Consider the following 25,771-nt stretch of genomic DNA (forward strand, 5'->3'; position numbering starts at 1 on the left):
GGCAATTCAGCGGGAAATTGCACGCGCAAGTCTCCTGAACGTAGCTTCGGTCGTCATGACGGGGCGCTTTTCAACAGCCTGCTAGGACTTCTTGGCAATGTATTCAACCGGAAAAGCGGTGCACCACTTTCGCAGCCGTTTCCCGCACTGTTCACGAGGCCGGTATTCGCCGCCCAGGCGTACGGCGGAATCGATCGGTCGGTGGACGGTTTCGTGAAAGACTACTGGGTGTTCAACGCCAGCCGCATCGATCCGCTCGCTCGCTCGCGTTATGAGCAGCAAGTGCTGACGCTGTACGAGCAGGATTACATCAAGGCATGGGACGCGCTGCTGTCCGATCTCCAGCTTCAGCCGGTGTCCGATATTCAGGGCGCGAGTGCGCTGGCCGCGAAACTGTCAGGCCCGAGTTCGCCGCTAAAGGCGCTGTTGCATCTCGTGCGTGACAACACCAGTGATATGTTGCGCGGTACTGCGGTCGACGGTGCAACGCCGGCTTCGTCGGCGTCGGCGGTGGGTGCGGAGGCGGCGACGGTCGGCGAGAACCTCGTCACGCGACGCGCGCTGAACACGCGTCTCGCACGCGAGCTGCGTGGTGCGGGCGCGATGCTGCCGAACGGGCCACCGGGCAGCCGCGGCGCAAATGCCGCAAACGCTGGCGTGGGTTCGGGCCAGGCGTCGGCCAGCCAGCCGGGCGCCGCCATCGAGGCGCATTTCGCACAGTTGAACCAGGTGAGCGTCGGCACACCCGGTTCGACGCCGCTCGATCAGATGAGCACCGTGCTCGACCAACTCGGCAAGAACCTGCTCACGATGACCGACCTGAGCGCGCCCGGCACGCAGAACAACCCGGCCGTGCTCGCGGCGCGCCAGGAGAGCGAACAGTTGCCGCCGCAGGTGGCTACGCTGATCTCTGGCTTGACAGGCAAGAGCGTGGAACTCGTCGCAAGCGGCGGCAGCGCAGCGCTCGCGAGCCAGTTTCGCGAAGCGGCGGGCAACGACTGTGCGAGGCTCGTGGACGGACGCTATCCGTTCGCGTCGAACGGCACATCGGATGTTCCCTTGCAGAATTTCGCGGAGCTGTTTGGCAGCGGCGGCCGCTTCGACAGCTTCTTCAAGTCGACGCTTGCGAGATCCGTCGATACCAGTGGTCGCAACTGGCGCTGGAAGCCTGGCTCTGCTGCCGCCCCGGATGCCGTGCTGAGCGATGCGCAGACCGCCGACGCGATCCGCCAGATCTATTTCCGCAATGGCGCGCAGCCGCAGGTCGGCTTTACGCTGCTCGCGCCGCAGCTCGACCCGTCGATCGCGAGGCTGACTGTCGAGGTCGACGGGCAGAAGTACGACTACACCGGTAGTGCGGGTAATGGTCCCGCCAGCATGCAGATGACTTGGCCCGGGCCGCAGCCTGGGCATGTGGTCGTCAGCGCGTTCGACGCGTCGGGGCAAATCGTCGGTACGCCGCTGAAGTTCGACGGCGAGTGGGCACTCTTTCACGCTCTCGATGCGGGCCATCTGCAAAGGCAGAGCGAGCTGCGCTATCTGGCGAGTTTCGACTTCGGCGGCCATGCCGCGAAGTTGCCTGTCGCGCCGGCGAGTCTGCAGAGCCCATTTCTCAACGATGCGGTCCGGCGTTTCAGGTGCCCGCGATGAACGGCGGCGTCGGCTTCTTCGGCAAGCTGCCCGGTGCGGGCGATTTCGTTCAGCGGCGGCTGCCATCCGCATTCGTCGAAAGCTGGGACCGTCACTTCCAGCGCGCGATCGAAGCCGGATGCCGCGAGTTCGGCGCGCACTGGCACGGCGCGTGGCGGCAGGGCGCGGCGTGGCGCTTCGTGCTGCCCGCAGGGGTGTGCGGCAACGTCGCATGGTGTGGGCTGATCGGCCCGGCTCACGACCGGCTCGGCCGAGCCTTTCCAATGGTGCTGGCTGCGCCCTGCGGCAGCGATATCGCGACGCTGCTCGGCAATCACGCATGGTTCGACGCACTCGAGCGCGTCTATCGCGGCGCACAGCGCGAAGCCGTGAGCGTCGAAACGTTCGACGCGCGCGTGGCGGCATTGCCCGGTCCGCAGACGCGCGCGGAACCGGCGACGGACATGGCCACGCTCTGGCGCGCGCTGCCGTGGGATGGCGGCCAATGGCAATTGGCGCTGCCCGAAGGCGTAACCGCAGCGGTGATGCTTGCCGAAGCCTGGTCGCAGCTCGGCCGGCGGCCGGGGCCTTGGTGCCTCTGGTGGACCGAGGGCGCCGGGCGCCTGCTCGCCACACGCGGCTTGCCGCTGAGCTATGTGGCGTTGCTGGACCCGGTGGCGATGCATGAGACGTGCGATCCGTTGGACGTCGAGGGATTGGCATTCAGCGGGGCAGCCTCCGGTGATCCATCGACGAATGTGCCGTCGTTGGACGCGGCATACAGGGCGTGCGCCCCGCTTGCGTCGCATATTGACGATCAAGCGTTGCCCGAAGCCGTGTCGGCAGTCCATCCCTCTGCGGACCCCGATGACGCATTACTGCTGCTCGACGACGGCCGCACGCTGGTGCTGAGCGCCAACGACGGGCCGTCCCACCCGCAGCGAGACGCGGCCCGCGCCATTCGCGAGACGGCGCAGCGCTGCGCGGCGAATCTGCCCGGTTTGCGGTCCGGCCTGCTGGCGCTGCACGCGCAATTGCGCGAGCCCCGGCGCGATGCACGCCACGCAGCAACAGAAAACGGCGCCGCCCTCGTCGCGCGTTTCGACGCGGCGCAGGTGCGATTGCTGCGCGTCGGCGCGGTGGCTGCCTGGCACTACCGGCGTGGCCAGTTACAACCGCTGTTCGTCGAGCGGGCGGCCGGCGCGGGCGGCGAATTCGACGATCTATTGTTCGGCAATGCCTGGCTCACGATGCCGGGCATCGGTGCCGCCGAAGAGCCCGATTGCGACGAAGCGTGCGTCACGCTCGAGGACGGGGACCGGCTGCTGCTGCTCGTCACGCGCGCGCTCACCGAGCTTTCGCGCGCGTGTCTGAGCGATGCGCTGGCCTTGCCCACGAACGAGGACGCCCGCCTGCATCTCGCGGCGTGCGCGGGGCTAGCCGGGCGGCCCGAGCAATGGCCGCTGGCCGTGATCGGAGTCGGCTCATGACGACGCGTTGCCGCTCCGCGGGCCGCACCGAGACAGGCAACGTCCGCAGCCGCAATGAAGACGCGATTCTCGTTCGCGAGGACCTCGGACTGTGGGCGGTGGCCGATGGTCTGGGCGGCCATTGCGCGGGCGACTATGCGAGCGCGCTGATCGTCGAGCGGCTCGGCGCGCTGAAACGCAATGAAGACGTGTTCGATTTCATTGCCGCGATCGAAGACGGTCTGCAGCAGGTGAACACCGAACTGCGCGAGGCCGCCGCCACGCGGCGAGCCGACCTGATCGGCTCGACCGTCGCGCTGCTGGTGCATGATCCGCAGTTCGTGTTGTGCGGCTGGGTCGGCGATAGCCGGGTGTACGTGCAGGAAAACGGCGCACTGACGCAACTCACCCGCGACCACGCGGAAGTTCTGCCGATTGACGTCATGCATGCTGGACGCGGCGCGCAGACCGGCGCCGGCGCGGGCGCGCTGACCCGGGCAGTTGGAGCCCATGAAACGCTCTACGTTGACTGGGCCGTTGCCGCCAGCCGTCCCGGCCTGCAATTTCTGCTGTGCTCGGATGGCGTCAACAAGGAATTGAGCGACGGCGAATTGACGGCGACTTTTCGTCAGCCGCGTAGTCCAGACCTGCAGATCGAGTGCCTGTTCGAGCTCGCCCTGGCACGCCAGGCGCGCGACAACATCTCCGCCGTCATCGTGCGGTTTGAAGCATCGTGATGTCCTACGAAAAGCTCGCCAATCGCAACGGCATGCAGCAACGGGAGCGCGGCCTCGGCGGAGCGCTCGACAAGAGCGAGGCGCTGAACGAGCACACGCCCGGAAGTGCCGGCGATGGAAAGAGGAGGCGGCAGGAATGAGCGTGGACGAACAACAGGTCAACGAAGCATTGCGTGCGCTCGACGAAGCTCATCGCTTGCAGCGGATTCAGCGCAACGAATATCGGCAACGCCGCCGCGTCTTGCTCGAATCGATGGTTAGGGATACTGCGGGTGCCGGCAATAGCGAGGGGCGGGCGGCCGACGGCGCCCGCAGTGCTGAAGGGGCGGCACCGCGCCGGGGCTACAGTGTCAGGCTGCTTGGCGCGTGCGCGTTGCTGCTCTGCGTAGTCGTGGTGAGCACCGTGCTGTTTTGCTGGTCGGCCTTTGCTCGATAGCGGCCCGCGGCATTTATTCTTCCTCGGGCCCGGTCAGCGTCTGCAGTTCCGCAAGGCTGCCGGGTGCGACGTTTTTCAGGACCTCCGCGAAGCTCTTGCCGACCAGACGTCGGGCTCGCTTGAGTAGGACCGGAAGCGGACTGGACGGTTCGTGATGTTTATAGTATTCGCAGATCTCATCGAGACGCAGGGCGATGTCGTCAGGTCCCCGGATTCGCCCGTTATTTTTTTCATCATCGCGCCGGGGGCCCGGTTTGGCGAGTGGATGCTCGCCGGGCGCGTCCTCGCCGGCCGACGCCAATCCTAAGGTGTGTGCTTCGCCGAGTTCTGGAAAGCGCCTCCACAATTGCGTATCGACGAACTTCTTCAGTTCTTCGATATCGCCAGCAGAGCTGGTTCAGATCGGGCCCAGCCGCACCCAGCTTTTCGCTCGCAATCGCAGCGATGGCGCGCGCGTGATCCAGCGCGCAGGCAAGCGCCGCTGACGCAGCGGGTAACTGGTCGACGGGGCAATCCATGCAGCACGCTTCGAGCTCGGGCAGTGTCGGCGGCGCGCCCTCGGCGGATGGCGTCGGATCGATTGCGCCCGTCGCGATGCGCAGATCGCGCAACGAAAAGCGGCCGAGCCGAGGCGAGGTCACGAAGGGCGCCTTGCGAAAATACGCGAGCACACTCCGGGGATCGCCAAGTGGCCTGATCGCGTTGGAGCGCGCCGTCACGTCGTTGTCGTCGTCGGCATCCAACTGGGGGTGCACCTCATTCCAGTAACGCTCCAGCAGACCACGAACCAGCCCAAGGCCGGCGCTCCAACCTGCGACGCCGTGTATGCGGGCCGCGGCAGCCGTCAGATGGATCGCTACGCGCAGATCCTTGGTATGGCTGAATAAAGCCTCGGCGGCGCTTGCCACCCTGTCCCAGTCGGGTTCTACGGCGGCCTTCAGGCTGTCGCCCATCGCCCGCTCGGATATCGGCGTTGCGATCTGTTCGAGCGCGATGAATTCCGGGTCGTATTCGAGGTTATCGCCTGTCGGGGAATGGTCATCGACAGGACGTAGCAGTTTGTCTGGATCGAATAGCGTCATGACTGACTCGCGAGGAAGTAAAGGCCGGAGAGAACAACCACATAACAGCTAACACCCGGTGTTTGTTCCGTGTCATCCAATCTTCGGTCAGCGAGCACCTTTCTATTGCGTGCGATGTAATTGGCGAGGCTCCGGTACATCACTATTCGTTGATCGACAAGCGTGGCCGTCTCGACGATCAGGACGTTGCATCCTTTACGGCCGCCGGGTTCGAACAGGCTCTGGTGCTCGATGTCATCCTGGTCGTCGCAGCGTCGACCATGACGAACTATACCGGCAGCGTCACCAACCCGCCGCTCGAGGAGATGTTCCGGCAATACGCCTGGCAGGCGTAAACCAGCAGCGATGAGTCGCCAGAGAAGGGGCGCAACTCTATATGGCCTACGATCCGCAGCCACCATTCCAGTCCGATTCGAAACAGCGCCGGCGGACATCCTCGCGACGGTCACCGAACGTGCACTAGCGATTACAGAAAAGCGCATGTCTACCGGACTTGCCTACCAGGCGCTGCGGGAAAGCTCATAGCGTCTGACGATTCATGTGACTGGAGGCTGGGGACGTGGCGGCGCTGGCACGACATCGCGCAACGTAACGACGCGTTGCCGATGTGGGGAATGTGAGGCAAGCGGGGAATAATGTTCGCCGGCACAGTGTTCTGTTGTTGCAAACAGGCAATTCGACATTCGCCAGGAAGTCGTCGTCGCCAACGGAGTCGGTACGTTTCAGAAGAAGATTCACATAGCGAAGCAAGGCCAGCGGGGAACACCTTAGTACCTCTGCGAAAGGAAATAAGCCAATGGAAACGCAATCGAGCACCTTCACGTCTGAAACCGGGAGTGCATCCGCCGACTCTCCCCAAAAGCTGCTTCAGTTGGCGATGGGGTTTTGGGCCTCAAAGACGCTGCTATCCGCGGTCGAACTTGACCTGTTCACGGTTCTTGGAAAGGGCCCCCGCAATGCGACCCAACTGATCGAGGAATTGCAGTTGCATCCGAGATCGGCGCTGGACTTTCTCGATGCTCTGGTTGCGCTAGGGGTCCTGAATCGAGACGACGGCCTGTACCGGAACACGGCTGACGCGGGTGCGTTTCTAGACAGAGCAAAGCCGGGTTGTATCGGAGGAATGTTGCTCATGACCAACAACCGCTTATACCCGTTCTGGGGTTCGCTGACCGAAGCGCTGCGCACCGGGCTACCGCAGAACGAAGCAAAGCAGGGCGGTGACCCGTTCCACGCAATCTATCAGGACGAACGCGGGCTCCGTGAGTTTCTGGGCGCGATGACCGGCGTGAGCCTGGATCTGGCAAAAGAGATTGCGCAGAAGTTTCCATGGCAGAACTATCGCTCGTTCGTCGACGTCGGTACTGCGCAGGGTGCCTTGGCGGCGGAGGTCGCGCGTGCGCACGAGCATCTTGCGGGTATTGGGTTCGATCTGCCCGCGGTCAGTCCCGTGTTCAACGACTACATTGCGGCGAACGATCTACAGGATCGAATTCACTTTCATCCAGGCGACTTCTTCAAAGACGCGTTGCCTTCGGCCGACGTGCTGGTGATGGGACATATTCTTCACGACTGGAATCTCGAACAGAAGCGCGAGTTGCTCGCGAAGAGTTACGAGGCGCTGCCTGCTGGCGGATGTTTGATCGTCTACGACGCGGTGATTGACGACGAGCGCAGACGGAACGCTTTCGGTTTGCTGATGAGTTTGAACATGTTGATCGAGACCCCCGGTGGTTTCGACTATACCGCCAGGCAGTGCCGTGGATGGATGACCGAGGCAGGTTTCCGGGAGGTTAAAGTCGAGCCGCTGGTCGGGCAAAACTCGATGATTATCGGAATCCGGTAGCGAGGCAGGCGCAGGGATGCTGTGGTCACTCGAACGGCTGGTCCACTCCGAAACCCGCCCGATGCGCAACGCGCGCTAGTCGGCCACTGCTGATGTTCGTGTGACGACGCGGATACGCCTGGTCACCAGTCGTTCGACCAAGGCCGGTGCCGAACGACTGCTGCCGAGTTTAACGAGTGCGTACTGTCGACCCAATTCGGCCGTTGACCTGCACGGCGGCTAAGTGGTGGCTTCTTAAGGTTGAGCTGACATTGGGATTCGAGCGCGTGCGAGGGAGGCGGGCTATCCGTGGGCACTGAATAATTCGAGCGCGCCACAGAGCAACTGAAACCATGCCGGATACACGCATCTGCTCGAGGTCATGCTCCGGGATTCGTCTCGGATATGATAAGCATCGGATTCCAAAGCGGGAAAGGAGAATCTGGCGATTTGTCGCAGAGTAGTGACTATTCACGAAACCGCCCGAAGGACCAAGAGGGGTCGCTCTAGGGCGGTCACCGCAGCACCACACAGGCACGAATGCATGCAAAACGCATGGGACTGTAGTCGGCCAAACTGAGCCATTCCGGTATGACCGGCGAGCGTCGGCTTCCCTTCAGACTTCAGACCGAAGAGCGACATTTGAACAGCACGAAGAACTACGCGTTTCACTAATTGAGCGGTCTCGCACTTGCATGGAAGTCGTTCGTGTCTTCGTCGGAGCGAGCAAGGACTATCCTTCCACTGAGGCCGACGCATTTCGGTTTCGTCTCGCTGTCCTTTTTATTGCCGCCGGCGTCGGGCTATCGTTCGCTTCAACCTGGCAGTGGACCCGCGATCGGTCGGCGCCCTCCTGCTGATGGCGGTGGGAGAATTCTTTGCGGTCTTGTGCGCCTCGTTATGGTTCAGCGCACTCAGCGTTCCCCGCGCAGTTCGGCGTCTGGGCGTGACATCAAAGCGCATTGAAGACAGCACTCGCGGAACGGTGAATTGAACGACGTGCAGGAACAGTCCGAGTGCGCCCGCGCGACTACGGATTACGCAGCGCTGGGGATGAGCGCGTCCACCATGATCCATTGGCTGCCTTGCGTGCCGGCCTCCTTCTGCAACCGTGCGGCGTCGCGAACATGACACTCCACCGGGAAACACGGGGCCGCATGCGCCGAATAGCGCTCCGAAATGGACTATCGCCCTCGGTCGGCGCGCCGAGCCGAGCCTACCTTGACCAAGCCTTGCAACGATACAGTTGCGCACACATGGCCATGTGCCGCCTGATTGGCTTCGCGACCCACGCCCCGTCCCTCACGCTGCGCGTTGCAGCGCTGCCCTAGGCGCGCGGTCAGGATTAAGTTTCGTGGCGATTTTGACCAGTTCGGCAAGCGAGCGGACGTTCATCTTTCGCATGACCTGCGCGCGATGCACCTTCACCGTGATCTCCGCGATGCCCAATTCGCCCGCTATCTGCTTATTCAGAAGGCCGGTCACCACCAACGTCATGACCTCGCGCTCGCGTCGACTTAGTGAAACGTAGCGATCTTGGATCGCCTGCAACTCCGCCGCCTCCCTCATCGCCGCACGGCTTAACTCGATGGCGTGCCGGATGGCATCGAGCAGGACCTGGTCGTCAAAGGGCTTGGTGAGAAATTCAACTGCTCCAGCTTTCATGGCCCGCACCGTCGTCGATACGTCGTTGTAGCCGGTGATGAAGATGATTGGCATGTCGGTACGCTCGGATGCAATACGATTCTGCAAGTCGAGGCCGCTGAGATCGGGAAGACCGACGTCCAGCACCAGGCAGTTCGGCACCCTGGCGGCCGGATGTCCGAGAAAGTCCTGCGCGCAAGCAAACGTCTCTGCCCTAAGACCGGCGAAGCGAACCATTGCTTCGAGCGACTCACGCAATGAGACGTCGTCGTCGACGACGAAGACGACCGGCGTCGCTTGCTCCGGCGGCAACTCGAATTCACGTTCAACTGCACGGATTGGGGCCATTGGCAACTCCGCAGTAGGCACCCTCGGCGCACAATTTTTGCCATTTATTTATGGCACCAGAACCTAAATCACGAAACCACCGAAATGCGCTTTTTGCGTCACACTCCCGCAAAGGCCGCTTCATTATCCGCACGAATTCCATCCTTGTGATGTCTGCCCGGGTCCGCAATGACAATGCCGACGGGGTACGGCAGGTCGAGGCAGGCAGTTACGCATGATAGGCTTGGCAAGCAATACAAGCCAAGAATTGTCATGGATACATTTAGGCTTGCGTCAGCTGTGCCTATTCCGCGACACGGTTCGTGTTCAGCACTGCACCTATGCGAGGCCTCGTGCAAGCGACCAGCTCGCGACCACGCAGAAACTCGCACGTTATTGGCCGACCGAGTACGACTGGCGCAAGGTCTAGATGGCGTTACTTACGCCGCCAGCACTGCTCGGCAGGGCCAGCATCGACGCCGGCAGTCGGTTGCTGACGTCACCTGTGCTTTGCGCTGCGGCAATGCACTCGTCGAAGAGACTGCTCCATGTCTCGAAGTTCGCGGCGATGCGCTCCGGATCGCCGCGCTGCGATCCTCAATTTCGAGACTCGGGTTTCCTGGCAAACAGCCTCGAGCCCGCGACGGGCGGTAGTCTTCATTTCATTCCCTCAGCCAAGAAAAACGACCAGTCATCTACTGCCGCAGACAGGCACATCACCTGACCTTCGCCGCTTTAGCCTCTCTTCAAAAAGCAAGTTGCCGTCGCCGTCGCCAGAAGCTTCCCCTCGCGGGATATCAACGTGCCTTCCGAGGTTGCGAGGTTCCGCGAGACGTGGACAATCCGGCCTTCCGCCATGACGTCCTGATCGCGCGGCACAGGTCGCAGCATTTTCACTTGCAGGTCTATCGTGCCGTAACCAACGCCGGCCTCCAACGCCGATTGCACGGCGCAACCCGTCACGGAGTCGAGTACGGTTGCCGCGAAGCCGCCGTGCACGCCACCCATTGGATTCAGATGCTGGACACCAGCGCGCGCCGTCATCTTCACATACCCCATGTCGACCTCTGCAAACGACATCGGAATCGTCTTGGCCATCGAAGACTGTGGCAAGCGGCCGGACGCGGCGGCGCGCAGTAATTCAAGACCGCTCATTTCCAGCGGATTCATCCTTTCCTCTCATGTCCTATTCAAACGAGCACCGATCCGACAATGACTTGCTGCTTAGGTGCGCGGCGGGCAGCAGTCGTTTGAGATCTTTCGAACACTCGAGACTAAAGAAGGACGTAGACCTTACGCACCGTTTCCTGGATGTCCCAGATGCCGACGGTGTTGGGTGAGAGGAACACGGTGTCACCGGTCTCGATCGCGATCGGATGGTCGTCGTCCGGTGTAAAAGTGGCGCGCCCGGCCAGAATGTGCATCACCTCGCCCTCGGTAATCTGTCGGCGGAAGCGTCCAGGCGTGCACTCCCAGACACCCGTGTCGATCGCCTCCCTTCCGGGAATGACCTTCTTGATGCCTCGAAGCTCGCAGGCGGGATCGCTCAACGGAATGCCGACGGAGCCCCAGGATTCGAGTTCCGGCGTGTTCGTTGTCTTCTTGATGTGCTGGATGGTCATGTAGCCTTAGCAAACAGTTGAACAAGGGGATTTGGTGCCTTCATCCTGCCGCGTGTTGCCTGCCGGCACGGCTCTGTGGAGTCCCTCAATCGTCAGGAGGGCCAGTGTGGAAACGAATTCGAAGGTCACAATCGCAATACGCATGACGTCGCGTTTCATGCATGTTGGTGAGAGTAGTGAGAAGATGCTATGCGCAAACCCCCACTACAATCAAATAATTGTCATGGATACATTTCCGAGTGCCCAACTCGACCTCGTTACATGACCCGTCAGCGGAAGGCAGCCATCTTCGTCCGGCAGATGTTGCAGTCGCCGTCATCGATACCATTGGCAGTCGTCGCTGCTCAAGAGATACTTGGTTTGGTTCAGCTCGGCGACCTGCACAGCATCTTTTCCAGCGTCTGCGCCGACTTCGAGGCGGAACTGGTGGAGTGTGATCGTGAGGACGGTCGCGTCCACCTGCTGGTGAACACCGTGGCGCTCCAGAGTGACGTACCTATTTGCGTGGGCGGACCTTAATGCTCGGAGTGCTTGCGACTGCTTGCCAAGCTTTCATGCCCGACCGCGGCGACGTTGTGATTGCGGGGGCGAATGAGCTCATGCACCCACCCTTCACATAAGGTCACCGAACGGGCCCAGTGGATCAGCAGCACCCGCAGAAATCGCCACGCTTGCTGCTGCCGAGCAGGTTTTGCTTTCCGCCGCTGGAGTGCTGCCGTGGGACGAGACGGAGGTACGCAGCGAGTTGCCGTCCGTTGCGAACGTGCTCGGCATCACCAATCGTTGCCACGAGCGCGCGAGTCTTTCTACGAACGGTCGCTGCAGTCATCGGTGGATATCGCGCGTATACGTTTGGATAATGGTTTTCCGTGGGGCTGAGCGTCTAGACTTCACGGGCCGACCAAAAGGGGCAACCCTACAACGAGGTGTATCAATTCCTAACTGCGTCGCTGTATTAATTTCCAACTGCGCGCGACAGGGACGCCTCCCTCCCGCGTTGGGACCGAGAGGCCGTAGGAACGACGGGCCCTTGCTTTCTCGAGCTCTCTGGTCGACGAACTGCTTACACGCTCGGTTGCCGCGAATATAGACGACTACGTTTGAGTAACGTTCGAGGCGTTGTTATGGAGTGGTAACCACGGGGTTTTCAGCAATCCAGCAGGCCGCGCTGATGAACATCCCTTCCCAAAGGAAAACTGACAATGAATACTCCGAACGAAGCATTGATCGAGGACACCCCCTTCTTTCCAGTAACAACCGGCAATTTAAAGGAGGCAATGATGCCCACAGCCAAAGCCCAACCAGGCAAGACACTGCTCGACCCAAGTAACCACACGCTGATCATGATTGATCACCAGTCGCAGATGTCGTTCGCCACCAGATCGATCGACGCCGTCTCGCTGCGCAACAACGCAGCGCTGGTGTCGAAGGCGGCGAAGGAGTTCAACGTTTCGGTGATTCTCACGACGGTCGCCGAGAAGACCTTCTCGGGCCCGATGTTCGAGGAGATCCGCTCGGTGTTCCCCGAAGCGGACGTGGTTGACCGCACCACCATGAATACATGGGAAGACGCGCGCATTGCCGAGCGCGTCAACGCCAACGGGAAGAGCAAGATCGTCCTCGCCGGACTGTGGACATCGGTTTGCATCGTCGGACCGGCGCTCTCGGCGCTCGAACAGGGGTTCGAAGTCTATGTGATCGCCGATGCCTGCGGCGACGTCTCCGACGAAGCGCACGATTGCGCCATGGAGCGGATGATCCAGCTGGGCGCGCGCCCGATGACGTCGCTGCAATACCTGCTCGAACTGCAGCGCGACTGGGCGCGCAGCGAAACATATAACCGGACGGTGGCGACGTCGATCCAGCACGGTGGCGGTTACGGTCTCGGCCTGATCTATGCGAAGACCATGTTCGGCGGCAGCGAGGGTCACTGACCTCACGTAAAAGTGGCAAGGCTGGCGCGTTCGAGCGCCAGCCGCTGTTTTCATAATCGACGATGCGAGCAAGGTGAGTTGATGAAAGTGTATCTGTTGTCACTGGGGGCCGGCATATTGGTTGGTGTCATCTACAGCCTGATGCATTTGCGTTCGCCAGCGCCGCCGCTCGTCGCGCTCGTCGGCCTGCTCGGTATCCTTGGCGGCGAGCAGATCATTCCCGTAAGCAAGCATCTTCTTTTCGGCTCGCGGCTTCCGACGGCTCTGAACGAGTCACGCGGAGCAGCGCACGTGCCCGGCGTGCTGCCGAGCCGGCATACCGTCGAACAGGCCAGCCGCGAAAAAGCCAATAGCAAGGAAATACGCTCATGACAGCATCTGCAACAGCCCCTGACCTCATCCTGCACAACGGCCGCTTCACGACGCTGAACCGGGCGAACCCGACCGCGAGCGCGGTCGCCATCAAGCACGGGGAAATCATTGCCGTTGGGGACAATGCCGACGTCATGTCGTTGACCGGTTCGGCGACGAAAGTGATTGACCTAAAGGGACGTTCCGTTCTTCCAGGGCTCATCGACAACCATACACACGTCGTGCGTGGCGGCTTGAACTTCAACATGGAACTGCGGTGGGACGGCGTGCGCTCGCTTGCCGATGCGATGAACATGCTGAAGCGCCAGGTTGCCGTTACGCCGCCACCCCAATGGGTCCGCGTGGTCGGTGGCTTCACCGAGCAGCAGTTTGTCGAGAAGCGGCTTCCCACGATCGCGGAACTGAATGCCGTTGCACCGGATACGCCGGTGTTCATCCTGCATCTTTACGACCGGGCGTTACTGAACGGCGCGGCGCTGCGCGTGATCGGCTATACGAAAGCCACGCCCGAGCCGCCCGGCGGACAGATCATGCGCGACGGCGACGGCAACCCGACGGGACTGCTTCTCGCGAAACCGAATGCGTCGATCCTGTACGCGACGCTGGCGAAGGGGGCGAAGCTGCCGTTCGACTATCAGCTCAATTCGACGCGCCATTTCATGCGCGAGCTGAACCGGCTCGGCGTGACGAGTGTCATCGACGCAGGCGGCGGCTTCCAGAACTACCCGGAGGACTACGAGGTCATCCAGAAGCTGGCCGACGACGGACAGATGACGGTGCGTCTCGCGTACAACCTCTTCACGCAGAAGCCGAAGGCAGAGAAGCAGGACTTCCTGAATTGGACGAAGACATCGAAGTACAAGCAGGGCGACGACTACTTCCGCCACAACGGCGCAGGCGAGATGCTGGTGTACTCCGCTGCGGACTTCGAGGACTTTCGCGAGCCGCGCCCGAACATGCCGCCGCAGATGGAAAATGAACTGGAAGAGGTCGTGCGCGTGCTCGCCGAAAACCGCTGGCCATGGCGCATGCACGCAACCTATGACGAGACCATCAGCCGCGCACTGGATGTCTTCGAGAAGGTCAACCGCGACATTCCGCTTGACGGCATCCACTGGTTCTTCGATCACGCCGAGACGATCTCCGAGCGTTCGATGGACCGTATCGCGGCGCTCGGTGGAGGCGTAGCGGTTCAACACAGAATGGCCTATCAGGGGGAGTATTTCCTCGAACGTTACGGCGCGGCGGTAGCCGAGACGACGCCGCCTATCGCGCGCATGCTCGAGAAGGGTGTGCGAACGTCGGCGGGCACGGACGCGACGCGTGTCGCATCGTACAACCCTTGGGTGTCGCTTGCGTGGCTCGTGACGGGCAAGACGGTCGGCGGCCTGCGCCTCTATCCGCAGCGCAATCGCCTTGACCGCGATACGGCGCTGCGGATGTGGACCGAGAAGGGCACCTGGTTTTCCAACGAAGAAGGCAAGAAAGGCCAGATCGCGGTGGGTCAGCTCGCGGACCTGATCGTTCCCGACCGCGACTTCTTCACCTGCCCCGAGGACGAGATCACGGGCATGGTCTCGCATCTGACGATTGTCGGCGGCCGCATCGTGTTCGGCGCCGAAGCGTTCGCTCATCTCGACGACAGCGCGCCGCCTCCGGCGATGCCCGACTGGTCGCCCGTGCGTCGCTTCGGGGGCTTCGCTGCGTGGAAGGATTCGAAGGGCGAGGGCGAGGCTTCGTTGCAGCAGATGGCGGTGACGTCGTGCGGCTGCTCGAATGGTTGCGCCGTGCATGGACACGACCACGCGCGCGCCTGGTCCAACAACGCGCCGGCGTCAGACCTGCGCTCGTTCTGGGGCGCGCTCGGCTGCGCCTGCTGGGCGGTCTGACATGAGCACGCGCGCACAAGAGAATCCGCACTGGATCGCCGCGATGCTCGCGCAGCGCCGGCTGCTGCTGGTGGTGCGCGCGGCGCTCGTGTCCGCGTATGTGATTGGAGGCGTTGCCAAGCTCGCGAACTTTCATGTCGCCGTGCTTGAGCAGGAGCATTTCGGGCTGCATCCGGGATGGCTGGGGGCGGCGCTCGCAATCGTCGTGGAGCTTGGCGGCTCGGCCTGCGTGATCGCGAACCGCTTCGTGTGGCTGGACGCGGCTGCCCTGGCCGCATTGACGGCTGTTGCGATGTTCGTCGCGAATGACCTCTGGAACTTAGCGGGCGACGCGCACTTTTTCGCGTTGAACGCCTTCTTCGAGCATATCGGATTCATCGCTGCGCTCGTCATGGCGACATGCCTTGTCGGCATCAAACATTCCTCCGTCCATGGCGGAGTTCAGTAAAAACTCAACGGATTTTCAACATCATGCGTAACCTCCGTTCCCTGGTAGCGACAGCGCTTGGCGTCATCTGTCTCGCTGCATCGTCAGTCGCGCCGGCCACACCGCCAAGACTTCCACGGCCAACTGCGGAACCCCAGGTCGCTGTGGGGCCGCAATACGACACCACACATGTCTATATTGCTCCGGAAGACTTCGACAAGTTCACCGATAGCCTTGTTGCAACCTTCGGCGGCCACAAGTCACAGCAGGGCGTTTTTCAGGTGACGCCCACATCGAGCCAGACGATGTCGCAACTCGTCTTCACACCTGTCGGGACGTTGTCGGCGTTCGGCTACAAGACGCCTGTGCCGCATCCGTTCGGTAGCGAGCGCACCGGATATCTTGTGACCAATATCGACGCCGCCGTCAAATCGGCCAAGAGGCACCACGCTGACGTCATTGTGGCGACGTTCCCCGATCCGATCGGCCGCGACGCGATCATCACCTGGCCTGGCGGCGTCAGCATGCAGTTGTACTGGCACAACCAGGCGCCGAACTATGATCCCCTTCAGACAGTGCCGGAGAACCGGGTTTACGTGTCGCCGGAGCGCGCCAATTTACTGATTCGCAACTTCGTGGCTTTTTCGCATGGCAAAGTTGTTTCAGATGATCACAACGCGCCTGGCGTCGAAATTGGCCGGCCGGGCGATACGTACCGGCGTGTGCGGATCGAGTCGGGTTTCGGCAAGGTGACCGTGCTAGCGACGGACGGCCACTTGCCCTATCCGTTCGGCCGCGAGATGACGGGATATGAAGTGACGAATCTCAGCGACACGCTGCAAAAGGCGAAGGCGGCAGGGGTGACGGTGCTGATCCCGCCGTTCACTTCCGATAAGCGTGAAGCCGCAGTCGTGCAGTTCCCCGGTGGTTACATCGCCGAGATACATGCAGCGGCGCAGTAAGCGCGGCGTGCTGCGTGCGGCTGCTTGCCGGCCCCCACGCGCATGCCTGACGAGCGCGCCCATGCGGTCCGCTTTGATGACATCCCTGGGACGGGAGACGATCGATGAAATCTGAAGACAGCGTGCTCGCCGCCATCGCAGGCTATGTGGATACGCTCAGCTTTGTCGCGCTTTTCGGGCTGTTCACCGCACACGTCACGGGCAATTTCGTGCTGATCGGCGCCGAGGCGGCAGGCTTCGGCCAGGGCGTGTTCATGAAGCTGATGGCATTCCCCTCATTCGTTGCGGGCGTGATCGTCAGCAGCGTGCTCGTGAAGAGCGTCGAACCCGCGACGCCCAACCGCGCGGCGTGTCTTCTCTATGCACTCCAGGCGGCGCTCATGCTGGCCTTTTGCATCGCGGGTGTCGGCGTCTCGTCCGTCGTGCATGCGGACAGCATGCCCGTCATTGTCTGCGGGATGGTCGGCGCGGCAGCAATGGGCGTGCAGAATGCGCACGGCCGGCTTGTCGCGCGTCCCGGTGTGCCCAACACCGTGATGACGGGCAACGTGACGCAGGCCGTGCTCGATGCGATCGACATTCTGTCGCCGCAGGTGTCAGCCGACGCACGAGCGGTGGCGCGAATGCGTCTCGGCAAGATGCGGCCGACCATTCTCGTATTCGCTGCGGGAGCCATCGCAGGCGCGCTCGCATATCGGCATGTCGGGTTCTGGGCACTATTGCTGCCGTTCGTCGCGCTCATTTGGCTCGCGTTCCACGCACGCGGCGGACAGATGGATATGGCGGCTCCCAAAGCCGCTTCCACGACTGCGACGGACGCGGCAACGCAGCGTACGCTTGCCTCGGCGCAGGAGCAGTTGCGCGCGCAGATCGGCTCATCGACGCTGCCATCGATCGATGGCACGGCGCAGGTCCAGCGCGCCCGCTCACCGGTCGCGCCCCAGCTCGGTCTGCCCGAGCAGGTGCAATACAACTTCTTTGCCGGGCAGCTGCAGGCGCATTACACGTTCGACCTGTTCGGCCAAACGCGCTGTGCGAATTCCGCGAGCGCGGCCCGTGTGAATGTGCACGCGTTCGAGCTGGAAGCGTCGCGCCGTGCGCTCGCCGCGAACATCGTGGCAGCCACGATCAATGTGGCGGCCCTCGACCGGGAGATCGCGCTCACCGAGCGGCTCGTCGCCGTGTCGAACGATGCGGCGAACGACGATGCGCAGCGCTACGCGCTCGGCTCGGTTTCGCGAGCCCAGGCGTTCGAGTCGAAACAGGACGCGGCCTCCATCGCGGCGACGTTGCCCGCGCTGCGTCAGCAACGCGCGACTGCGGTTCATGCACTCGCAGTGCTGATCGGCCGGACACCGGACAATGCCCCGAGCGTGCCGGATCTGGACAAGCTGTCGCTGCCCGAGCACGTGCCCGTCGCCGTGCCTTCGGACCTGTTGCGCTCGCGCCCGGACATCCAGGCAGCCGACGCGGCCGTCAAGGCCGCAGCCGCCGACGTGGGCGAGGCAACGGCGCAACTCTTCCCAAGCCTGTCGCCGACGGGCGCGATGGGTCGCGGCGGCTTCAGCTGGCCGGCAGTGGTTTCGGGTGCGGGCGGGCCGTGGGCCATCGGGGCCAGCCTCTCGCAGCCGATCTTCCATGGCGGCGCGCTGTTCGCGCAGCGCCGCGCGTCGATCGACGCGTACGACGCCGCCGTGCTGCACTACAAGGCCAGACAATACTGCTGGACAGACTGCGCCCCTGCGACTGCCTGTTAGTAGGTCTGTTCGGCAATAATCCGGGCCACGGTCTCCAGCGATCGTCGCAGCGTGGGCAGATCGACGGACCCAATCGCCAGTCGAATCGCATGAGGCACCTGAGTCGATGTGGCGAACGGCAGGGCAGTCGACACCGAAATGCGTTCGCGCATCAACGCCATCGCAATCGCGTCGGCGCGAACTTCCTGTGCCAGAGGAATCCAGATGAAGTACGAGGCGGGATGGCTGATCGTCGTGAGCTTGCCGAGAGCTTCGGTGGCGAGACTTTGCCGCATCGTGGCGTCCCGACGCTTCTCGTCTTCGAGCCGTGCCACCGTGCCGTCGTCTATCCAGTTGCAGGCGATCGCCGTCATGGTTGCCGGGGTATTCCACGTCGTTGTCCGGATCGCCCGTTCAAACTTTGGAATCCATTCGCGTGGTGCGCAGACGAAACCGACGCGCAGACCCGTCGCGACACTCTTCGACAGGCTTGAGACATAGACCGTCGTTTCCGGAGCAATCGATGCTAACGGCGGCGGAGCGTCTTCGGCGAGGTACGCGTAGGCCGCGTCCTCGATAAGGATCAGTCCATGCTGTCGGACGATCCTGACAAGCTCGCGGCGACGGCTAGCGCTCATGACCCAGCCGAGCGGGTTGTGCAGCGTAGGCATCGCGTAGACGGCGCGTACGCGTCGTCGTTTGCACAGGGCCGTCAATGCGTCCAGATCGGGACCACGCCCAGCGGCTGGAATCGGCGCGAGTTCCAGTCGACTGGCCTCGGCGGCGAGCTTGAATCCCGGGTAAGTTAGCGCGTCCACGGCAACCAGGTCGCCGGGTTCGAGTAGCGCCATGGCAGACGTCGTCAGTCCGTGCTGTGCCCCGCTCACGAGCAACGTGGTTCCGGCCGTTGCTGCCAGACCCCGGCTGGCCAGGTGGCGTGCCGCCGTCGCGCGCTCGTGCTCGCGCCCACCGTGCGGCTGGTATCGAAGCAGCGACTCCAGGTCGCCGGCCGCCGCGAGCTGGCGCAGCGCTGCCCGGAGGAGGTCTGTCTGACCCGGCGCAGAGGGGTAGTTGAAGCTCAGGTCGATTGTTACGGAGCTCCATGCGTGCAAGTCAACGCCTTCACCACGAGGGAGAGGCTCCTTGACGAAGGTGCCACGGCCGGTTTCGCCGCTCACCAGACCCATCGTCTGTAGCTCCGCATAGACACGCGTCGCCGTGACTAGTGCCAGGCCCTCACGAGCAGCCAGCTCGCGGTGCGTAGGCAGACGCGTCCCCGGACGCAGGCGACCGTCGCGGATGTCAGCCGCCAGGCGATCAACCACTTGCTTGTAGCGGGCCTCAGGCATGGCTCAATGTATCCATGACAATGATTTGATTGTATCGATTATCGACCCTACCATGGTGTCGCACAACCTCTCCACACGAGGACGCCATGCACATCGCCATTCTGACCTTCGAAGGCTTCAACGAACTGGACTCGCTGATCGCGCTGAACATCCTCAACCGGGTCAAGAAGCCGGGCTGGCGGGTTGCGATCGCCAGCCCGACTGCGAAAGTGCGGTCGATGAACGGCGTGGTGCTGGAGGCGCAAGCGACGCTGAAGGACGCATGCGAGGCCGACGTGGTGTTGGTCGGCAGCGGAATACAGACACGCGCGGTTGCCGCGGATGCTGCGCTGATGTCGCAGTTGCGGCTCCATCCGGCGCGCCAGCTTGTGGGCGCGCAATGCTCGGGCACGCTGATACTCGCGAAGCTGGGCCTGCTGGATGGCGTTCCGGCCTGTACGGACCTGACCACCAAACCGTGGGTCGAAGAGGCGGGCGTGGCGGTGGTCAATAGGCCGTTTGCGGCGAAGGGAAACGTCGCGACGGCAGGCGGGTGCCTGTCGTCGCAGTGTCTGGCCGCGTGGGTGATCGCGCGTCTGGCGGGCGTCGAGGCTGCGCGCGCCGCGATGCAGCATGTCGCCCCAGTGGGGGAGAAGGAGACCTACGTGACGCGCGCGATGGCCAACATCGCGCCATTCGTCTGACACAAAAGAGCGGCGCCTCGCGTACGTCCTTCAAGACTGGCATTCCTTGAGTTGAATCCGTGATCATGGTTCTTGAGTTCAAGCTCGTCGTAACACTGCTGTTGCTGTTGGCTGCAAGCCTTGCCGGTCGCCGCGGCCGTGCGACGTTTTCGATCGTAGATGGCCTCTTGCAGTGGAGCGCGCTGCCACATGCCGGACTGTTTCTGGTTGCTATCCTGGCCGTCAGGCCCGCACTCAACCTCATCCCCAACAAACCAGCCACAACCGACAGGCTCGATCCGCCGTGGTGGAACATGCCCTCGCGCATGGCGCTCATCGCGGGCCTAGTCGTCAGCGTAACGCTGGTTGCGCGTTATGTCGGGTCCAAAACGAGCGGTGTGATTGCGTCGTTCCCATTCATGGTGATCATGCTTGCGATCTTCTCTCACCGCATGACCGGCCGTAGTGCAGCACAGCAGGTGTTGCGCGGCATGTGGCGGCACTGCAGGGGTTTGCGACGTTTTTCTATGCCGACTCCAGGCGATGGAGATCTTGTTGGCGGCGATAGCTACTCCGCAGATCGGGAGAGGCATAGATTCTCTCCGTGCGGCCTGTGTCACATGGCGTCAGCGCCTCGGGCGTCCTGCACCAAATTCAATTGCTAGCCGGTCATTAGGAAGCCATCCATGATGCTTGATACGCTCAAAGTGAAGCGCGGGGGCGCGGTTCTGGTCATCGAAATCGACGCGCCGCCCATGAATCTGCTCGGGCCCGCGCTCGTGCGTGATCTGATTACCGTGATCCGAAATGCAGAAGCCGACGACCGTACCAAGGTCCTTGTATTCCGCAGTGTCGATCCCGACTACTTCATCTCTCACGTCGACGTGACCAAGGTGAAGGAGTACCGTGAGGAAGCCGCGAAATTGACCGGCGAGCCGTCGATCGCTCTACTGTTTCGCCACCTGAGTGCAAGTCGTCTTGTCTCCATCGCGCAGATCGAAGGGCGTGTGCGCGGTGCCGGCAGCGAATTTGTGCTGGCGTGCGACATGCGCTACGCAGCACGGGAAACGGCAGTATTCAGCCAGATGGAGGCAGCGTTCGGATTGCTTCCCGGCGGCGGCGCGGCGCAGTTCCTCACCCGCCTGATGGGCAGAGGTAGGGCACTGGAAGTCATGCTGAGCGCGTCGGATTACGACGCCGATATCGCGGAGCGGTACGGGTGGATCAACCGGGCGCTTCCCGCCACGGAGCTCGATGCGTACGTCGCGTCGCTTGCACGTCGCATTGCATGCTTTCCTGCGGCTGGACACGCCGTCGTTAAGGCGCGCGTGAATGCGATTGCCCTCGCTCCGGTCGACGACTTCCGGCGGGACTCCGAGCTCTTTGGAGAAGACGTGCAGAAAGAAACAGCGCAACGCCGCATGGCAGGCGCCATGGCGCGCGGCTTCCAAACTCGGGAAGCAGAACTTGACCTCGCTCGACTGCTTGGCGAACTCGGCGAATGACGACCAGGAGGGTACAGATGTTTGAGAAGCGGGACGTAAATTTCCCCGTTGAGGGTGGCGTCGAACTGTCGGCATGGTTATTCGTGCCGGAGCGACAGAACGGCCCTATGCCGGCCATCACCATGGCGCATGGCTTCGCGGGGACTCGATACCATGGCATCGAACCGTTTGCGGAAGCGTTTGCAGAGGCTGGCTTTGTCGTACTGCTGCACGACCACCGCAGCTTCGGAGACAGTGGAGGCTTGCCCCGGCAAGACATTAACCCTTGGCAGCAAATTGACGATTGGCGTCGAGCGATCTCCTATTTGCAAGCGCAGCCGGAAGTAGATGCGAATCGAATCGGCATCTGGGGTACCAGCTTTGCCGGCGGGCATGCCATTGTGCTCGGTGCAACGGACCGACGCCTGAAAGCTGTGGTGTCGCAAGCGCCCACCGTTGACGGCCATGCAAGCGGGCTGCGACGCGTGCCGGCGGAAGCGGTTGCTGACATCGAGGCGAGGTTCGTGGCCGACGATCGGGCACAACTCGCTGGCGAGGCACCGGCAATGCAGCAGATCGTGAGCAGCGATCCGGACAAACCGGCGGCTTATCGAGCCGCGGATGCCGTGAGCTTTTACCTTCAGGCATTGCCCAAAGGCGTTTGGGAAAATCGGCTCTCACTGCGCTCGACACGCTGGGCACGCATGTACTCGCCAGGTGTGTTCATTGATCGCGTGTCGCCGACGCCGCTACTGATGCTGGTAGCTGAGCACGACCATATCGCCCCGACCGATCTGGCGCTCAAGGCATACGAGCAAGCACTGGAACCAAAACGGATAGTCATGCTCAAGGGCGGCCACTTCGATCCATACCTGGCGGAACTGCCGACCTCGTCGCGAGAGGCGCTCGACTGGTTCAAGCTGCATCTTTGACGCGAAGTTTTTACTCGTGCTGACTTTTGTGCACATATCTCAAATAGCCGGTGGTCCATTGAGAGGAGCATCGGTTCTGTGCGAAGCCTCTGTGAACCCTTAATCCGCTCCAGGCGGCCGGCACAACCGGAACGCTACAGCCGTCCCGGTTTATGGGGATCGGGTCCGGATGTACACGATGAAGATCACGCGAGGTGTCTACCAATACACCGCGATCGACGACTGCTCGCGCTATCGCGTGTTGGCTGTATAGCCGCGCAGAAATGCTCGCAGTACACTGTTTTTTCTTGATCGCGTCATCGAGGGAATGCCGTCTCCGATCCAGCGTATCCAGACTGATCGGGGTGCCGAGTTTTTGCCGAGTCAGTGCAGCGGCGTCCGATGGACGAATACATTAAAAATTTCGACCGATTCCGCCGCGCTCGCAACATTTCAACTGCAAGGTCGAACGCTCACGACTGACTGGCCTTAACGAATTCTGGTTCTACCGTTGACAGAGCGGGGAGTTCCTGCCGGAACTACGACCTCTCTCATGCCAAGAAAACGGCCCTCAAGGAAGTTAAATGATGTCTGTGAATCTCACACCTGAGATTTTGACGATCATCCGTCGATCGTTGCTAGTGCGAGCTCATCCGCCTCCAACATCGACGGTACTTCTTCGCGAAGGAGGTGGATAAAAGCACGAATCTTTGCGTCAAGGAAATGTCGTGACGGATACAAGACATAGACGTTCAGCACGCTGACGAAGACGGCTCACGGCTCATGGGAACTGAATGCATTGCGTTGTCTCCGTCGGCTTTCAAGGGCGCCCCCATGCGCGGCGGCCCTGAACCAGCCCGCGTGAGCGTCGCAGATAGGTCCTTGCGTGCCAGTCTCGTTGCGCCTCCAAAAAGTTGGTCTACAGACATCGGCTCGCGCTACCAGCGCGGCGCGATACCCGCGAGTTGCGCGATTCCGCGACCAAACGAGAAATTCTCATTGGGTACTGGAATAAGCGAAGTAAAGACGTCGTCGGGCGATATGCCCACGGTCTCTTCCAGAAGCCGGGCTATGGCAGATTGCAATTTCTGCTTGTCCTCGGCAGGGCGGTGCGCGCCGAGTTGCACCGTGATGATCATTGCGTCAGCGGTTCGGTTCATATCCATGAAGGTCGGGTCGATGAAGAGCTCGTCCTCCTGATGTTCGCTGACGATGATAAAGCGGTCGCCGGGCGGAATGCCGAGGGCCTCGACGAGCGATTGGTTCAAGGCATTGCCGATCGCTTTCTTTTGTTCCTTTGAGAATCGGCCAGCGGGAATGTGAGCGTGAAAGACGGGCATGAAAATCTCCGGTTAGAGTCAAAATGAAAGTTCTGATGGCGTGACTGGTTTTGCGTCGAATGGGCGCGTTAACTTTCAGGATAGCAAACAATCTGCGAGCTGGTAGCATTATTAATAAGGCGAGGTCCAGAGCCCTTTGCGACTCAAATCGTCAGTGATTTCCAGCCTAATAACTGGCGATTTCGAGCACCGCGTCGGCAAATGCATCTGGCGCTTCTTGCGGCAGATTGTGCCCGACGCCGCCCGTGATGTTGCGGTGAATGTATTTGCCGACGAACCTCTTCGCATACCCTGCCGGCTCCGGATGAGGCGCGCCATTCGCGTCGCCTTCGAGCGTGATCGTCGGCACCGTGATGACGGGTGCTGCCGCAAGACGCCGTTCTAGTGCATCGTATTGCGGCTCGCCGTTCGAGAGGCTTAACCGCCACCGGTAATTGTCGATCACGATCGCAACGTGGTCCTGGTTCTGCAGTGAGCCAGCCGAGCGTTCGAACGTGGCATCGTCGAAGTTCCATTTCGGCGAAGCAAGTTGCCAAATGAGCTTCGCGAAATTGTGGCGGTTGGCTTCATAGCCGAGTTTGCCGCGTTCCGTCGCGAAATAGAATTGATACCACCACGCCAGCTCTGCCTTCGGTTGCAACGGCGCCTTGTTGGCCGCCTGGTTGCCGATCAGGTAACCGCTCACCGACACCAGCGCCTTGCAGCGGTCCGGCCATAGCGCAGCGACGACATTGGCCGTACGCGCGCCCCAATCGAAACCACCAATGATCGCCCTCTGGATTTTCAACGCATCCATCAATGCGATGACGTCCACGGCCAGTACCGACTGCTGACCATTGCGCACCGTATCGCTTGATAGAAACTGCGTCGTTCCATGACCGCGCAGGTGCGGAACGATCACGCGATAACCCGCCTGTGCAACGCGCGGCGCAACATCGGCGAAACTGTGAATATCGTAGGGCCAGCCGTGAAGCAGGATCACGGCGGGGCCGTCGCCCGGACCGACTTCCGCATATCCGACATTCAGAGCGCCCGCATCGATCTGCCTGATCCTGTCGAACGATAGCTGCGAAGCCAGCCGGCGAGTGTACGGATCCCACTTGGCACCATCACTGGATGCGGCCAATGCGGGCCCTCCCAGGCCGAGTTCCATTGCTCCTACGCTCACGGCAGCCACGGCGAGGAAGTGCCGGCGACGTGTGTCCATTTGATCTTCCATCACTACTCTCCTCTCGAGGTTCAATTCCTTTCCACACATTGCCTAGCCAAGCCGAGCCTGCGCAGTCGTGACGGCCGAGATGCTTCGACCGCACCACGGCACCAACGCATCGCCATGCTCAGGTCATCGCAGCAACTGGAAGCCCGCGCGAACACAATACTCGTGAGCGAGGCGGTAGCTATGGTCGCCGCCGCTGCCATACCGATAAAGCGTGGGCGTGCGAGGTGCTGAAGATCAAAATCGTCTGGCATACAAGCTCCTCTTTTGAATTTGACTATCTCTTGCATAGGGAAAGGAATGCGAGCACTGTGGCGCACATGCCCTTGCCAATGCACTCGATCGTTGAGAACAGTGCAACTGGGACGCATCGCCCGAATTCAATGGGCAACGCGGGTGCTGTTGCCAATACGCTCGCCGCGCAGATAAACGTAAACGTCTGACGGGCACAGCGCAGGTCAGTTATGGCCGCCATGCCAATCAGGAGCAGCATCAGCTTCGGCACCGCCACAACGAGCAACGCCCCGGAATAGACCGAAACACCGAGCTCAAACGGTGCCTCAATCAATGACCACCCACAGACAACAAGGACAAGTGGTTTGGAAGAGCGCTCCCATCCAGTCGCCGCACCGGTGGCATTTTTTGAAACGCGATGCGCAAATATCCGCATGACCGACACCTGAAGGTTGGCTATCCCGGAACAACGTTACGCTAAAGC

The 25,771-nt window shown here is 61.7% G+C and carries 24 protein-coding genes and 6 pseudogenes; 20 read left to right on the plus strand and 10 right to left on the minus strand.

Annotation, left to right across the window (positions count from 1 at the left end; translation table 11 throughout):
* Window positions 1-78 precede the first annotated feature (78 nt).
* Genes QFZ91_RS29525 through QFZ91_RS29545 form a run of 5 tightly spaced genes read left to right on the plus strand, consistent with a single transcriptional unit; the run spans window position 79 to window position 4,271 of the window.
* The gene (locus tag QFZ91_RS29525) at window positions 79-1,650 is read left to right on the plus strand and encodes an ImcF-related family protein (protein WP_429570901.1); all 1,572 of its coding nucleotides are present in this window, start codon (window positions 79-81) and stop codon (window positions 1,648-1,650) included.
* Window positions 1,647-3,119 (plus strand): type VI secretion system-associated protein TagF, encoded by a 1,473-nt coding sequence (gene tagF, locus QFZ91_RS29530; protein WP_429569313.1) that lies wholly within the window; start codon window positions 1,647-1,649, stop codon window positions 3,117-3,119. The genes QFZ91_RS29525 and tagF overlap by 4 nt, the downstream gene beginning before the upstream one ends.
* Window positions 3,116-3,835, plus strand: a complete 720-nt coding sequence (locus QFZ91_RS29535; protein ID WP_429569314.1) for a PP2C family protein-serine/threonine phosphatase — start codon at window positions 3,116-3,118, stop codon at window positions 3,833-3,835. Before tagF ends, QFZ91_RS29535 begins: the two co-directional genes overlap by 4 nt.
* Complete coding sequence (locus QFZ91_RS29540) at window positions 3,835-3,975, plus strand: hypothetical protein (RefSeq protein WP_368595976.1); 141 nt, start codon at window positions 3,835-3,837, stop codon at window positions 3,973-3,975. The genes QFZ91_RS29535 and QFZ91_RS29540 overlap by 1 nt, the downstream gene beginning before the upstream one ends.
* The gene (locus QFZ91_RS29545) at window positions 3,972-4,271 is read left to right on the plus strand and encodes a hypothetical protein (RefSeq protein WP_429569315.1); all 300 of its coding nucleotides are present in this window, start codon (window positions 3,972-3,974) and stop codon (window positions 4,269-4,271) included. The genes QFZ91_RS29540 and QFZ91_RS29545 overlap by 4 nt, the downstream gene beginning before the upstream one ends.
* A gap of 233 nt (window positions 4,272-4,504) precedes the next feature.
* Here the strand turns inward: QFZ91_RS29545 and tssA are convergent, their stop codons facing one another.
* Window positions 4,505-5,353, minus strand: a complete 849-nt coding sequence (gene tssA / locus QFZ91_RS29550; protein WP_429569316.1) for a type VI secretion system protein TssA — start codon at window positions 5,351-5,353, stop codon at window positions 4,505-4,507.
* Between the two features lie 149 nt (window positions 5,354-5,502).
* On the opposite strand from tssA, the gene QFZ91_RS29555 reads away from it, so the two are divergent.
* On the plus strand, window positions 5,503-5,688 hold the full coding sequence (locus QFZ91_RS29555) for a hypothetical protein (RefSeq protein WP_429569317.1): 186 nt from the start codon (window positions 5,503-5,505) through the stop codon (window positions 5,686-5,688).
* A 461-nt stretch (window positions 5,689-6,149) separates the two neighbouring features.
* Window positions 6,150-7,199, plus strand: coding sequence for a methyltransferase (locus QFZ91_RS29560; protein WP_429569318.1), 1,050 nt, complete (start codon window positions 6,150-6,152; stop codon window positions 7,197-7,199).
* A gap of 1,281 nt (window positions 7,200-8,480) precedes the next feature.
* Here the strand turns inward: QFZ91_RS29560 and QFZ91_RS29565 are convergent.
* The 3 genes from QFZ91_RS29565 to QFZ91_RS29575 form a co-directional block, all read right to left on the minus strand.
* A complete protein-coding gene (locus QFZ91_RS29565) occupies window positions 8,481-9,170 on the minus strand; it encodes a response regulator transcription factor (RefSeq protein WP_429569319.1) in 690 nt (229 codons plus the stop codon).
* Window positions 9,171-9,884: 714 nt separating this feature from the next.
* Complete coding sequence (locus QFZ91_RS29570; RefSeq protein ID WP_368715085.1) at window positions 9,885-10,319, minus strand: PaaI family thioesterase; 435 nt, start codon at window positions 10,317-10,319, stop codon at window positions 9,885-9,887.
* 104 nt (window positions 10,320-10,423) lie between these two features.
* The gene (locus QFZ91_RS29575) at window positions 10,424-10,771 is read right to left on the minus strand and encodes a cupin domain-containing protein (RefSeq protein WP_429569320.1); all 348 of its coding nucleotides are present in this window, start codon (window positions 10,769-10,771) and stop codon (window positions 10,424-10,426) included.
* A 378-nt stretch (window positions 10,772-11,149) separates the two neighbouring features.
* Here QFZ91_RS29575 and QFZ91_RS29580 point away from each other — a divergent pair.
* Window positions 11,150-11,242: pseudogene (locus QFZ91_RS29580) on the plus strand (IS200/IS605 family transposase); the annotation flags it as partial.
* Window positions 11,243-11,331: 89 nt separating this feature from the next.
* On the opposite strand, the pseudogene QFZ91_RS29585 reads toward QFZ91_RS29580, so the two are convergent.
* Window positions 11,332-11,567: pseudogene (locus QFZ91_RS29585) on the minus strand (transposase); the annotation flags it as partial.
* A 484-nt stretch (window positions 11,568-12,051) separates the two neighbouring features.
* On the opposite strand from QFZ91_RS29585, the gene QFZ91_RS29590 reads away from it, so the two are divergent.
* The 7 genes and pseudogenes from QFZ91_RS29590 to QFZ91_RS29620 form a co-directional block, all read left to right on the plus strand.
* Window positions 12,052-12,705 carry a hydrolase gene (locus QFZ91_RS29590; protein ID WP_429570902.1) on the plus strand — a complete coding sequence of 218 codons (654 nt, stop codon included), beginning with the start codon at window positions 12,052-12,054 and terminating at the stop codon, window positions 12,703-12,705.
* Between the two features lie 81 nt (window positions 12,706-12,786).
* Window positions 12,787-13,077 (plus strand): DUF1427 family protein, encoded by a 291-nt coding sequence (locus tag QFZ91_RS29595; RefSeq protein ID WP_368715087.1) that lies wholly within the window; start codon window positions 12,787-12,789, stop codon window positions 13,075-13,077.
* Window positions 13,074-14,966, plus strand: a complete 1,893-nt coding sequence (locus QFZ91_RS29600; RefSeq protein WP_429569321.1) for an amidohydrolase — start codon at window positions 13,074-13,076, stop codon at window positions 14,964-14,966. The genes QFZ91_RS29595 and QFZ91_RS29600 overlap by 4 nt, the downstream gene beginning before the upstream one ends.
* Before the next feature lies 1 nt (window position 14,967).
* Window positions 14,968-15,414 (plus strand): DoxX family protein, encoded by a 447-nt coding sequence (locus QFZ91_RS29605; RefSeq protein ID WP_429569322.1) that lies wholly within the window; start codon window positions 14,968-14,970, stop codon window positions 15,412-15,414.
* 23 nt (window positions 15,415-15,437) lie between these two features.
* A complete protein-coding gene (locus tag QFZ91_RS29610) occupies window positions 15,438-16,355 on the plus strand; it encodes a glyoxalase (protein WP_429569323.1) in 918 nt (305 codons plus the stop codon).
* 104 nt (window positions 16,356-16,459) lie between these two features.
* Window positions 16,460-17,098, plus strand: a pseudogene (locus QFZ91_RS29615) (YoaK family protein); the annotation flags it as partial.
* A 69-nt stretch (window positions 17,099-17,167) separates the two neighbouring features.
* Window positions 17,168-18,067: pseudogene (locus tag QFZ91_RS29620) on the plus strand (TolC family protein); the annotation flags it as partial.
* 41 nt (window positions 18,068-18,108) lie between these two features.
* Here QFZ91_RS29620 and QFZ91_RS29625 read toward each other — a convergent pair.
* Entirely contained in the window at window positions 18,109-19,440 is a 1,332-nt protein-coding gene (locus tag QFZ91_RS29625) for a PLP-dependent aminotransferase family protein (protein WP_429569324.1), read from the minus strand.
* A gap of 86 nt (window positions 19,441-19,526) precedes the next feature.
* Here QFZ91_RS29625 and QFZ91_RS29630 point away from each other — a divergent pair, with 86 nt between their 5' ends.
* The 5 genes and pseudogenes from QFZ91_RS29630 to QFZ91_RS29650 form a co-directional block, all read left to right on the plus strand.
* Entirely contained in the window at window positions 19,527-20,123 is a 597-nt protein-coding gene (locus QFZ91_RS29630) for a DJ-1/PfpI family protein (protein WP_429569325.1), read from the plus strand.
* Between the two features lie 59 nt (window positions 20,124-20,182).
* A complete protein-coding gene (locus QFZ91_RS29635; RefSeq protein ID WP_429569326.1) occupies window positions 20,183-20,767 on the plus strand; it encodes a hypothetical protein in 585 nt (194 codons plus the stop codon).
* Between the two features lie 21 nt (window positions 20,768-20,788).
* Window positions 20,789-21,607: an enoyl-CoA hydratase/isomerase family protein gene (locus QFZ91_RS29640; protein WP_429569327.1), complete on the plus strand. Its 819-nt coding sequence runs from the start codon at window positions 20,789-20,791 to the stop codon at window positions 21,605-21,607.
* 17 nt (window positions 21,608-21,624) lie between these two features.
* The gene (locus QFZ91_RS29645) at window positions 21,625-22,518 is read left to right on the plus strand and encodes an alpha/beta hydrolase (protein ID WP_429569328.1); all 894 of its coding nucleotides are present in this window, start codon (window positions 21,625-21,627) and stop codon (window positions 22,516-22,518) included.
* 84 nt (window positions 22,519-22,602) lie between these two features.
* Window positions 22,603-23,006, plus strand: a pseudogene (locus QFZ91_RS29650) (DDE-type integrase/transposase/recombinase); the annotation flags it as partial.
* Window positions 23,007-23,118: 112 nt separating this feature from the next.
* On the opposite strand, the pseudogene QFZ91_RS29655 reads toward QFZ91_RS29650, so the two are convergent.
* The 4 genes and pseudogenes from QFZ91_RS29655 to QFZ91_RS29670 all read right to left on the minus strand — a co-directional run.
* Window positions 23,119-23,256 (minus strand): annotated as a pseudogene (locus QFZ91_RS29655) (LysR family transcriptional regulator); the annotation flags it as partial.
* Window positions 23,257-23,435: 179 nt separating this feature from the next.
* Window positions 23,436-23,837, minus strand: coding sequence for a tautomerase family protein (locus tag QFZ91_RS29660; RefSeq protein WP_176384128.1), 402 nt, complete (start codon window positions 23,835-23,837; stop codon window positions 23,436-23,438).
* Between the two features lie 166 nt (window positions 23,838-24,003).
* A complete protein-coding gene (locus QFZ91_RS29665; protein ID WP_429570903.1) occupies window positions 24,004-25,056 on the minus strand; it encodes an alpha/beta fold hydrolase in 1,053 nt (350 codons plus the stop codon).
* Between the two features lie 274 nt (window positions 25,057-25,330).
* The gene (locus tag QFZ91_RS29670) at window positions 25,331-25,723 is read right to left on the minus strand and encodes a hypothetical protein (protein WP_429569329.1); all 393 of its coding nucleotides are present in this window, start codon (window positions 25,721-25,723) and stop codon (window positions 25,331-25,333) included.
* Window positions 25,724-25,771: the final 48 nt, after the last annotated feature.

The organism is Paraburkholderia sp. JPY419, assembly GCF_050435705.1.
GTDB classification, from domain to species: domain Bacteria; phylum Pseudomonadota; class Gammaproteobacteria; order Burkholderiales; family Burkholderiaceae; genus Paraburkholderia; species Paraburkholderia youngii.